Genomic DNA, 10,233 nt, shown 5'->3' with positions numbered 1-10,233 from the left:
GAGCTTGCTCGCGATGGCGGCCTGCCAGCCGACCAATTTCTTTCGAATGTACCCAGCCCAACTGTGGGAGCGGACTTGCCCGCGAAGGCGACCTGCCGGCCGACCGAAATCTTGCAGATTCACTCGATACCTGTGGGAGCGGGCTTGCCCGCGATGGCGGCCTGCCAGCCAGCATCAATGTCAGATGTGCCGGCCTCTTCGCGGGCAAGCCCGCTCCCACAGGTTTGGTGTCGGTCGAATAATTGGTGTTCGCCGTAAATACTGTGGGAGCGAGCTTGCTCGCGATGGCGGCCGGCCAGACGACATGTAGCTCACAGACGAACGAACCCAACAATCAGGCCGGCCGGTAGGCCGCCTCGGTTGCTGTTGCGGTGTACGCCCCCTCGTGAGGCCGAGCCACGGCGAGGCACCGAATGTCAGGGGCAGAGCGCTTTGGTTACTTTCGCGCTCTTCGAAAGTGACCCACCGTAAGGGCGGAACCCTAAGTGGCCGTGACCGCAGCAACGGATATGTACACCCTCAAAAATCCATGCCGCCTGACACAAAGCCATCGTCGGAACGCCGCCCGGACCAAACTCGCTCCCACAGGGATCTTCAGTGGCCACAAGTCCCGCGTAAAACCGGGAACCCAATGTGTGGGCGCCGCGATAGCCATGGCTCAGTCTTACGCCACCACCCGATAACACGGCACATACGCCGCGCCGCCCGGCAGTTTCATGCGGTGCTGGGCGACGAAGGCTTTGAGCAGCAGGTCCAGCGGTTGCATGATCGCCGCGTCGCCACGGATCTGGTAGGGCCCGTGTTCTTCGATCAGGCGGATGCCCTTGTCCTTGACGTTGCCGGCGACGATGCCGGAGAACGCGCGGCGCAGGTTGGCCGCCAGTTCGTGGGACGGCAGGTCGAGGCTCAGTTTCAGGTTGGACATGTTTTCGTGGGTCGGGTCGAACGGGCGCTGGAAGCCTTCGTCGATTTTCAGCAGCCAGTTGAAGTGGAACGCATCGTTGCGCTCGCGGCGGAACTGCTTGACCGCCTTGAGGCCCTGGGTCATCTGCCGCGCCACTTCGGCCGGGTCATCAATGATGATCTGGTAGAGCTGTTTGGCGGCGTCGCCCAGGGTCGCGCCGACGAACGCGTCCAGTTGTTCCAGGTACGGCGCGGCATGTTTCGGCCCGGTAAGGATGACCGGGAAGGGCAGGCCTTCATTGCCCGGGTGCATCAGGATGCCCAGCAGGTACAGGAACTCTTCGGCCGTACCGGCACCGCCGGGGAAGATGATGATGCCGTGGCCGACGCGGACGAAGGCTTCCAGGCGTTTTTCGATGTCCGGCAGGATCACCAGTTCGTTGACGATCGGGTTCGGCGCTTCGGCGGCGATGATCCCGGGTTCGGTCAGGCCCAGGTAGCGGCCGCCGTGGATGCGTTGCTTGGCGTGGGCGATGGTCGCGCCTTTCATCGGGCCTTTCATCACGCCGGGGCCGCAACCGGTGCAGATGTCCAGGCTGCGCAGGCCCAGTTCGTGGCCGACTTTCTTGGTGTATTTGTATTCTTCGGTGTTGATCGAATGCCCGCCCCAGCACACCACGATCTTCGGCTCGACCCCGGGACGCAGGGTGCGGGCGTTGCGTAGCAGGTGGAACACGTAGTCGCTGATGCCCTGGGAGTTGCTCAGGTCGATGCGTTGGCTGTCGAGTTCGTTTTCGGTGTAGACGATGTCACGCAGGGCGCTGAACAGCATTTCCCGGGTGCTGGCGATCATTTCGCCGTCGACGAAGGCGTCGGCCGGGGCGTTCAGCAGTTCCAGGCGTACGCCGCGGTCCTGCTGGTGAATGCGGATTTCAAAATCCTTGTAGGCTTCAAGGATGGTCTTGGCGTTGTCGACATGGGCGCCGGTGTTGAGGATGGCCAGGGCGCACTGGCGGAAGAGGGTGTAGGTGCTGCCGGAACCGGCTTCGCTCAATTGCTGGACTTCCCGTTGCGAGAGCGTTTCCAGGCTGCCTTTGGGACTGACGGAGGCGTTGATAACTTGGCGTTGGGTCATTCAATGATCCTTAAAACGATGTCATTCACACAGCAACTACGAATGGCATCCGAATAATGTGTATTCATGAAAGAAGATGGCACGAACTGCGCAGTCTCGCCATGTCCCCCACTTGACGATGAAAAGATGAAAAGATGAAAAGGAGCCCCAGCATAGCTAAATCCTTCGCGCAGGCGATAATGGCGCGCAGTCTTTTTGTCTCAGACCCCTTTTTACCATTGAAGCTCAGGAAACCCGACGCAATGTTCGAAATCCAGCCGATGAACGCCGACACCTACCGGCAACAGACACGGCGCAGCACGGTCATCATTGCCCTGATCTTTCTGGCGCTGGCGATGGTGTTGTCCACGGCAGCGGTGGCCCTGTTCGGCACGCCGGGGGGCGACAATCTGCGCTTCAACATCGGTGGCGTGTTCGTTGCGGTGCTGGCGATGGCGGCGCTGATGCGCAAAGTGTTCTGGCGCCAGGAATGGATGGCGCCGGCGGTCTACAGCTGGCAGCTCAAGCGCAGCCTGATGAGCATCACCAATGTCATGCATCATGTAACGGCGGCCGTGGAAACGGGCGATCCGGTTGCGATGAAGCTGTTGCGTTTCTACCATTTGGGGCTGAACCAGATGCATCAGCTGGACGGCAACTCCAGCGACCACGGCCAGTTGATCCGCGAAATGGACCGGCACAGGGAGCGGATGCAGGCGCTGGGCATCGAAACCGAACAGACGCGGCTGGATCCGGCGTGGCTGGAGGCGGTAAAGCAAGCCAGGGGCTAACATCATTGCGAGCCTGGTTCAGGCATAGTGAGTAAAAGCGGCGATCAGGAAAGTTCGCCCGTCATAGACCCTCAGGGAGCACCATGGGACAACCGTCGATCCACGATCATATTGAAATGCTCCGGCCTGCCGTGCCCCGGCTCAAGGTCCGCTCGGCGGTAATTCTGCTGGTGGCGGTGTGCCTGTCGATGGTGGTTATCGTGATCTGGGAAGCCTGGAGCTCGCGCCAGTACCACCTGCATGACAAGGAAGTGGCGATGTCCAACCTTGCGCAGACCCTGGCATCGCAAGCGCAGGCCTCGATCAAGCAGGCCGACACGCTGCTGTTCACCCTGGTCGATCGTCTGGAGCACGACGGCGTGGATAAATCCCGGCTGCCGCTCTTGCTCAACGCCCAGCGCAGTGAGTTGAGCCAGCTCCATGGTGTATTTGTTTTCGACGAAAAAGGGCAGTGGATCGCCAACTCCAATGGCGCCGGCCAGACCGGCGTCAACAATTCCGACCGCGAATACTTCATCTTCCATCGCGATAACCCCAGCCGTGGGCCGCACATCGGGCCGTCGATCAAGAGCCGTTCGAGCGGTGAATGGGTCATGACGGTTTCGCGCCGGGTCAATCATCCCGACGGCAGCTTTGCCGGGGTGGCGCTGGCGTCGATTTACCTCAGCCATTTCCTGCAGCTCTACGACAGCATCGACATGGGCAGTAACGGTGTGATCAACCTGATCGCCGACAATGCCAGCGTTGTCATTCGCCGACCCTTCAAGGAGGCGGACATCGGCACCAGCCTCGCCAAGAGCCCGTTGTTCACCCAGTTGTTGCCCAAAGGCGACGCGGGTACGGCCACGATCAGGTCGATCATCGACGGTGTCGAGCGGGTGATAGGGTATCGTCGGGTCGAGGGTTATCCGCTGATCGTTTTTACCGCGTTGAACAAGGAAGAAGTGCTCGACAGCTGGCGCAAGGAGACACTGCTCAGCACCGGCATCGTCACGCTGTTGTTGGGTTTTCTCGGGGTACTGGGGTTTCGCCTTATCAAGCTGATGAAGCAGCAGAACCTGGTGCAGGTCGAATTGCTGGACACCCAGGACAAGCTCCTGGAGGTCAATCGCAACCTCGAAGGCCTGGCCCTCAAGGATGCGCTGACGGGGCTGGCCAATCGGCGTCAGCTCGACGCTTTCATCGATGCCGAGATGGGACGTGCCCGGCGCAGCCAGTCCGAGTTGGCGCTGCTGATGATTGATGTCGATCATTTCAAACCGTTCAACGACCGCTACGGCCACCTGGCCGGTGATGAGTGTCTGCGCAAGGTCAGTGCGATCATCACCGATAACATCAAGCGCCCCGGTGACCTGGCCGCCCGCTATGGTGGCGAAGAGTTTGCCGTGGTGCTGCCGGGCACCGACTATGTGGGGGCATTTCTGGTGGCGGAGAAAATCCGCCGCGCGGTACTGCAAGCCGACATTGCCCACAGTGACAGCCCGGAAGGCACCGTGACTGTCAGCGTCGGTGTGTGTGCCAGCAATGCCGCTTCCCAGGTCCGCCCCGACGACCTGATTGGCGCGGCCGACAAGGCGCTGTACGTGGCCAAGGCCAGCGGGCGGAACATGAGCGTGATTGCCAACTGAGGGGCCGGTGTCAGTCAAACCGGTCCGTTCCCTGGACCAGTCGGGTGGCCAGGTACGGTTTCTTCAGCTGCTCCAGCCACCAGCCCAGGGCGCGACCGTCATGGTCGCCACGCCAGCCGGCGTACAGGATGTTCGGCTCGCGCGGGTCGGCCATCGGCTTTTCAACCAGCGTGCCGTTTTTCAGCAGTGAGCCAACCCGGTAGCGCGGCAACCAGCCCACTCCCAGCGCATTGCACTGGGCGAGGATTTTTGCGCGCATGCTCGGCACGGCCAGCACTGGTTGTCCGCCGGTGACGCCGTAGGTGCTGCCCTCGGTGACTCGGGACGAATCGGCCACCACAGTCGCCCGGTGCTGCGCGACCATGGCCCGGGTAATCGGGCCTTTGGCCTTGGCCAGCGGATGTTTGGGCGACACCGCAAACACCCATTCCATTTCCCCCAGTTGCATCCAGCGCAGATTGGCAATGGCCGGCGGTTCATTGGTGGCGCCGATGACCAGGTCCGCGCGGCCTTCGCGCAGGGCTTCCCAGACCCCTTTGAGCACTTCCTGGGTGATGCGCAGCGGCACGCCGGATTGCAGCGCATCGAATTCGTGGATCACCGGGATCAGGGTTTCGAACTCCAGCAGTTCGTCGGTCACGATCCACAAGCGGCTCTCCCAGCCGTTGGCGACTTGCTGGACCCGTTGGGTCAGGCGCGAGACGTCCTGCATCAACCGCGCTGCTTCGTTGACCAGCAACTCGCCCGCCGGGGTCAGTTGCAAACGGTAGCGGCGGCGGTCGAACAGCAACGCATCGAAGCGCTCCTCCATCTGCCGCGCCGCATAGGACACGGTCGACGGCGCCTTGCCCAGATGCGCCGCCGCCCGCGACAGGCTGCCGGTTTCGCGGATCGCTTCGAGCAGCGCCAGGTCTTCGGTCGACAGCATGTGTTCAGTCCTTAGCGGGTGATTGACGGTTCAGGCGGCCCATCGCTTGATCAATCGAAGATAGACCACCAGATTGATCACCAACACCACGCTGCCCAATCCCAGTTGAATGGTCGGTGTCAGGCCCGCCGGGTAAATCACCGGCCAAATGTAATGCTCGATGAATCCACCGCCATAGCCGGTTTGCCCGGCTTCATGGCGCATGCGGTTTTCCCAGTCGGTCAGCGGGCAGGGCAAGTGGAAGAATTCCACCGCCATACCCCACAGCGCAGCGGGCGGATGCCACCAGATCAGGTGGCGCCATTTGAGCACCAGCAACCCGCCGAACAACACGAACACAATGAACAGCAAGTGAAACAGCATCAGCCCGTCGGCGGCGATTCGGTACAGCATGTCGGTGCCCCTGAAGGCTGAACGAATCGCTCCATGGTACTCGGGCCGGTGGCGGGCGCTCTATCGATTGTCGCGGCCCAATGCGCTGAGCACGCCTTTCAAACGCTCGGTCATCGAGTCACTGCTGCGCTGCATCGGTGCACGCAGTTCGTCACCGATCAAGCCTTGCAGGGCCAGCGCGGTTTTCACCGGGGCCGGGTTGGGCTCCAGGAACAGGCTGTTGATCAGCGCCAGCAACCGGAAAAACGTGGCGCGGCCTTCAACCAACCGGTTGTCGCGGATCTGCCGGTGCAACTGCACGAACAGTTCGGGATGGATATGTGCCGACGCGGCAATCGCGCCTTTGGCGCCCAGGCACAAGGCATTGAAGATCTGGTTGTCTTCGCCGCACAGCACGTCGACAAGGCCGCTGTTGAGCAAGGCGAGGGTGTTCGAAAAATTACCGCCGCAATCCTTGATGGCGACGATCCGCTCGTGGGCGACGATGTTGAGCAGGGTCGCCTGTTCGAAGGCCACACCGGTACGGTAGGGGATGTCGTAGAGAATCAGCGGCACGCTGGAGGCATCGGCGACCGTGCGGAAAAACACTTCCAGGCCGGCCTGGGAAGGGCGGATGTAATACGGCGCCGGCACCAGCAGACCCGCCACCGGACGCTTGAGGATCTCGCTCTGGAACTGCAACAACTCGGTCAGGTTGTTACCGGCCAGGCCCATGACCACTCGATGCGCCGGCACCAACTCCAGCACCGCATCGAGCACCGCCAGTTGCTCATGTTTGCCCATCGCCGCCGGCTCGCCCGTGGTGCCGCAAACGATGAGGCCGTCGACACCTTTTTCCAGCAGATGCCTGACCAGCCGGCGCAGGCCGCCGAAATCGATGGCGCCGTTGTGAAAGGGTGTGACCAGTGGAACCCAGATACCTTGAAACGCTGACATGCACTTTCTCCTGATGGTTGACCGATTTCGTCACCGTCAGGGGCATGTAAGGAGAGTAAGCAAGGGGAGGGTGGTCCGTCGCGCTCAATGTCCTGTCAGCTCATCTGACGGGACAGCGCGCCCCGGTCACATGAGCGACTGTTTCTTCGATTTGAGGGCGTGCGCAACGCAACCTTGCGCCTTGGCAATCAAGCCAATGACGGAAGAGTCGAGATTGAAGGTTGCGGACATGCTTGCTTACACCCTGAGTGAGGCGCCCAGTTTTAAAAGCCGGAGCGCCGTTTGTCAATCACGAAAATCAGCGAACTCGGCGCGCATCCGGCCATTGTGCTTGGCCTGGTAGAGCAGATGATCGACCTGTTCGACGAATTCCAGGGCCGTGGCATGCATCGATGCCAGGGTGGTGCCGACGCCGAGGCTGATACTCAGCAGCTTCGACACGTTGGAGAATTCATGGGGGATCTGCTGCTGGCGAATCAGGTGCAGGCATTTGTGCGCCACCAGCCGCGCGGACTCGGCATCGGTTTCCGGCAGCAGCCAGACAAACTCTTCACCGCCGATCCTGGCAACGAAGTCCCGTGGCCGGTTGGCCGCCAGGGACAAGGTTTGCGCGACACGGCGCAGGCATTCATCGCCCTTGATGTGGCCGTAATGGTCGTTGTACTGCTTGAAGTAGTCGATATCCAGCACGATCACCGACAACGGCAAGGCGGTGCGCTGGGCATTGTTCCACTCCCGTTCCAGCACGGTGTCGAACATGCGCCGGTTGGCGATGCCGGTCAGGCCATCCTGGAAGGAATACGCTTCAAGCTGCTTTTGCAAGCGGATCAGGTGCTCTTCGGTTTTCTTGCGCTCGCTGATATCGAACATGAAACCCACCAGCGCCTCGACTTCGCCGTCCTTGCGCACCACGTGCACCACATCGCGGATCCACACATACTCGCCGCTTTCGGTGAGTGCGCGATAGTCGGCCTCGTGATCGATACCGGCGCGCGATTGCGAGACGCAGAAGTCCATCACGTAGTCGCGGTCATCCGGGTGCATGCGCTCGACCCAGTCGTTGACCGATGCCCAACTGTCCTGCTTCCAGCCCAGCAGTTCTTCGATCTGTGGCCCGATGTAGCTGAACGTCATGGTTTTCCAGTCGATGCGCCAGGGAATCGCCCGGGTCGACTCAAGCAGGGTTTTATAAACGTCGCTGTCGGTTTCCACTGAACTCATGAAGGGCCTGCCTCGATGAAAATGCAGCGCCATCATGTTGTTAGCACTTTGGCGAATCAAGCCGGCAGCCGATGAATGGCACGCTGCATATCAGTGAGCAAGATTGTTCAAGCCTTGGGCCGCGACTGCTGGCAAAGTCTGGGGTCTTTCCCTGTCTGTAGAACGTTATGTCCAATTCAATCATTGCGCGCAGTGCCTTTTGGCGCGGCGCAGCGGCGATCATGCCGTTGTCCCTGGCCACCGCGCCCTGGGGCTTGCTGGCCGGTTCCATGGCCATCGAAGCCAACCTCACGCCCCTGCAAGGCCAGGGCCTGTCGAGCATTGTGTTTGCCGGCGCCGCGCAATTGGTGGCCATCGGCATGCTCAAGGGCGGTGCCGGGATTTTTTCGATCCTGCTGACCACGCTGTTGCTGACCTCCCAGCATTTGCTCTACGGGATGAGCATGCGCTCGGTGATTTCGCCCTTGCCGGGGCGCTGGCGCGCGGGGCTGGGGTTCTTGCTCACCGATGAGCTGTTCGCCCTGACCAGCCAGCACGACAAACAGCAATTCAACCGCTGGTATGCCCTGGGCGTGGGCCTGACGTTCTACATCGCCTGGAACCTGTTCACCCTGGCGGGCATTGTGCTCGGCAGCAGCATTCCCGGCCTTGAACACCTGGGCCTGGATTTCTCCATCGCGGCGACCTTCATTGCCCTGATCACTCCGGTGGTGCGCAACGTGCCGACCGTGGTGTGCGTGGCGGTGTCGTTGTTCTGCTCGGTGTTGTTCAGCTACTGGCAATGGGGCTCGGCGCTGGTGCTGTCGGGGCTGGCGGGCATGACCGCCGGGTTTGTCTGCAATAAATTCTACGGTGGCCGCACATGATGGTCTGGGCAGTGATTATCGGAATGGGCGTGTTGGTGTTCCTCAACCGCTATGTTTTTCTGGAACCGCGACTGCCGCTACGCTTGAGCAGCAATGCCCGGCAGTTTCTGGGGTTTGCCGTACCGGGCATGTTGACCGCCATCTGCGGGCCGATTGTGTTCATGCCGGAAAAACAGCTGAATCTGCACTGGGACAATCCCTACCTGATCAGCTCGCTGGTGGCGGTCGCTCTGGTGCTCTACACGCGCAATACATTGCTCAGCATGCTGTTGAGCATGGGCTTCTTCTTTTTGTTGCGCTGGTGGCTCTGAGCGGGGCAGGGGAACTGATCTAAGCTTAAAGTTGATGACCGATCCCTTCAGGAAGAGAGGTGAACATGGCCAATGAACCCAAGCAACCGGACCTTGAAGAAGACGAGGACGAACCCACGGAAGAAGAGATTGAGCAGCAGAAGCGTTCGGTACCGGACTGGAAGCATCCTGACGATGGTAAAGAACTATCAGAGCCTGACCGCAAGTTCTGATCAGCCAATACGACAAGGCCCCGCCTTCAAGCGTATGTAGTCTTCTGTAGCAGTTGCCGAAGGCGACGTTCGGCTGCGAAGCAGTCGCAGACCGGCGTCGCAATGCACCCGATTGAAAACCCGCACGAACGGATGACGACCGCTGCGCGGTCGAACGCAGGCTTCGCCAGCTGCTACAGACCCAGGTCGTCTGTAGTCCTCTGTAGCAGTTGCCGAAGGCGACGTTCGGCTGCGAAGCAGTCGCAGACCTGTCAACTCAGTACATCAGAGCCAACACGCATCCCACAGTGGATAATCATGGACTCGGTCAACCAGTCCCGCCCGAATTGGATTGGCAATCACATATCGAGCGAGATTTTTTACATCTTCCTCTCGGCGAACCGCTCGATCATGGTAACCCTTCTGCCACAAGCGCCCTTGCCGTTCCAGCGCTTGATTGACGGCCAGGCTACTGCGGGATTTGATTCGGCACATCAGCTCGGCCAATGTTTTATCCCGCAGTTGCACCAGGCAATGCATATGATCTGGCATCACGACCCAGGCCAGAAAATCAACCCAACCTTCCTCTTGCGTATGGCTCAACTCCTGGACAACCAGTCTACCCATTCGCCAATCGGTAAAAACCGACTGCCGTTGATGAACCACCGTGGTTAGCAGATAAATGCGTCCTGGCTCTGAAAAGCGACCAATGCGCAGATGACCGGCATTCGAACTGACAGGCATTCCATTGCCCCTTATCTGCTGAAAAGAGGCTTGGAATCTACCGCGTTGCAACCCAGTTTGGTTGACGCCTATCGCAACTGGATATGACTGCGCCCGACCGGCTTTTCGTAGCAGCTGGCGAAGCCTGCGTTCGGCCGCGCAGCGGTCGTCATTCGGTCATCCGGATTGCTCGTCAGATGCATTGCAACGCCGGTTTGCGACTGCTTC

The 10,233-nt window shown here is 60.4% G+C and carries 11 protein-coding genes; 5 read left to right on the top strand and 6 right to left on the bottom strand.

Features of this window, described 5'->3' with window-relative positions:
- Positions 1-664: 664 nt before the first annotated feature.
- Positions 665-2,038, bottom strand: a complete 1,374-nt coding sequence (gene ppnN, locus PMI34_RS08780; protein WP_008051943.1) for a nucleotide 5'-monophosphate nucleosidase PpnN — start codon at positions 2,036-2,038, stop codon at positions 665-667.
- A gap of 242 nt (positions 2,039-2,280) precedes the next feature.
- On the opposite strand from ppnN, the gene PMI34_RS08785 reads away from it, so the two are divergent.
- Both PMI34_RS08785 and PMI34_RS08790 read left to right on the top strand, forming a co-directional pair.
- Positions 2,281-2,808, top strand: a complete 528-nt coding sequence (locus tag PMI34_RS08785; RefSeq protein WP_008051922.1) for a DUF3087 domain-containing protein — start codon at positions 2,281-2,283, stop codon at positions 2,806-2,808.
- Positions 2,809-2,891: 83 nt separating this feature from the next.
- Positions 2,892-4,436 carry a sensor domain-containing diguanylate cyclase gene (locus PMI34_RS08790; RefSeq protein WP_008051919.1) on the top strand — a complete coding sequence of 515 codons (1,545 nt, stop codon included), beginning with the start codon at positions 2,892-2,894 and terminating at the stop codon, positions 4,434-4,436.
- Between the two features lie 10 nt (positions 4,437-4,446).
- On the opposite strand, the gene PMI34_RS08795 is transcribed toward PMI34_RS08790, so the two are convergent.
- From PMI34_RS08795 to PMI34_RS08810, 4 genes are all read right to left on the bottom strand, one after another.
- A complete protein-coding gene (locus PMI34_RS08795; protein ID WP_008051918.1) occupies positions 4,447-5,364 on the bottom strand; it encodes a LysR family transcriptional regulator in 918 nt (305 codons plus the stop codon).
- Between the two features lie 30 nt (positions 5,365-5,394).
- Complete coding sequence (locus PMI34_RS08800; protein WP_008051916.1) at positions 5,395-5,757, bottom strand: DUF2784 domain-containing protein; 363 nt, start codon at positions 5,755-5,757, stop codon at positions 5,395-5,397.
- 60 nt (positions 5,758-5,817) lie between these two features.
- Positions 5,818-6,693, bottom strand: coding sequence for a 4-hydroxy-tetrahydrodipicolinate synthase (gene dapA / locus PMI34_RS08805; protein ID WP_008051914.1), 876 nt, complete (start codon positions 6,691-6,693; stop codon positions 5,818-5,820).
- A gap of 285 nt (positions 6,694-6,978) precedes the next feature.
- The gene (locus PMI34_RS08810) at positions 6,979-7,914 is read right to left on the bottom strand and encodes a sensor domain-containing diguanylate cyclase (protein WP_008051912.1); all 936 of its coding nucleotides are present in this window, start codon (positions 7,912-7,914) and stop codon (positions 6,979-6,981) included.
- A gap of 167 nt (positions 7,915-8,081) precedes the next feature.
- Here PMI34_RS08810 and PMI34_RS08815 point away from each other — a divergent pair, with 167 nt between their 5' ends.
- From PMI34_RS08815 to PMI34_RS29000, 3 genes are all read left to right on the top strand, one after another.
- Entirely contained in the window at positions 8,082-8,780 is a 699-nt protein-coding gene (locus PMI34_RS08815; RefSeq protein ID WP_008051911.1) for an AzlC family ABC transporter permease, read from the top strand.
- A complete protein-coding gene (locus PMI34_RS08820) occupies positions 8,780-9,091 on the top strand; it encodes an AzlD domain-containing protein (protein ID WP_162130365.1) in 312 nt (103 codons plus the stop codon). Before PMI34_RS08815 ends, PMI34_RS08820 begins: the two co-directional genes overlap by 1 nt.
- Positions 9,092-9,156: 65 nt before the next feature.
- Positions 9,157-9,303, top strand: coding sequence for a hypothetical protein (locus tag PMI34_RS29000; RefSeq protein WP_008051909.1), 147 nt, complete (start codon positions 9,157-9,159; stop codon positions 9,301-9,303).
- 264 nt (positions 9,304-9,567) lie between these two features.
- Here the strand turns inward: PMI34_RS29000 and PMI34_RS28335 are convergent, their stop codons facing one another.
- A complete protein-coding gene (locus PMI34_RS28335) occupies positions 9,568-10,026 on the bottom strand; it encodes an REP-associated tyrosine transposase (protein WP_081498100.1) in 459 nt (152 codons plus the stop codon).
- Positions 10,027-10,233 lie beyond the last annotated feature (207 nt).

Origin of the sequence: Pseudomonas sp. GM74 (assembly GCF_000282455.1) — a bacterium.
In the GTDB taxonomy this organism is placed as follows: Bacteria; Pseudomonadota; Gammaproteobacteria; order Pseudomonadales; family Pseudomonadaceae; genus Aquipseudomonas.
This window is presented reverse-complemented; position numbering and strand designations above follow the sequence as displayed.

Coding starts and splice junctions, on each gene's coding strand:
- PMI34_RS29000 (WP_008051909.1), top strand. CDS start 9,157: ATGGCCAATGAACCCAAGCAACCGGACCTTGAAGAAGACGAGGACGAA.
- PMI34_RS08820 (WP_162130365.1), top strand. CDS start 8,780: ATGGTCTGGGCAGTGATTATCGGAATGGGCGTGTTGGTGTTCCTCAAC.
- PMI34_RS08785 (WP_008051922.1), top strand. CDS start 2,281: ATGTTCGAAATCCAGCCGATGAACGCCGACACCTACCGGCAACAGACA.
- PMI34_RS08815 (WP_008051911.1), top strand. CDS start 8,082: ATGTCCAATTCAATCATTGCGCGCAGTGCCTTTTGGCGCGGCGCAGCG.
- ppnN (WP_008051943.1), bottom strand. CDS start 2,038: ATGACCCAACGCCAAGTTATCAACGCCTCCGTCAGTCCCAAAGGCAGC.
- PMI34_RS08810 (WP_008051912.1), bottom strand. CDS start 7,914: ATGAGTTCAGTGGAAACCGACAGCGACGTTTATAAAACCCTGCTTGAG.
- PMI34_RS08795 (WP_008051918.1), bottom strand. CDS start 5,364: ATGCTGTCGACCGAAGACCTGGCGCTGCTCGAAGCGATCCGCGAAACC.
- PMI34_RS28335 (WP_081498100.1), bottom strand. CDS start 10,026: ATGCCTGTCAGTTCGAATGCCGGTCATCTGCGCATTGGTCGCTTTTCA.
- dapA (WP_008051914.1), bottom strand. CDS start 6,693: ATGTCAGCGTTTCAAGGTATCTGGGTTCCACTGGTCACACCCTTTCAC.
- PMI34_RS08800 (WP_008051916.1), bottom strand. CDS start 5,757: ATGCTGTACCGAATCGCCGCCGACGGGCTGATGCTGTTTCACTTGCTG.
- PMI34_RS08790 (WP_008051919.1), top strand. CDS start 2,892: ATGGGACAACCGTCGATCCACGATCATATTGAAATGCTCCGGCCTGCC.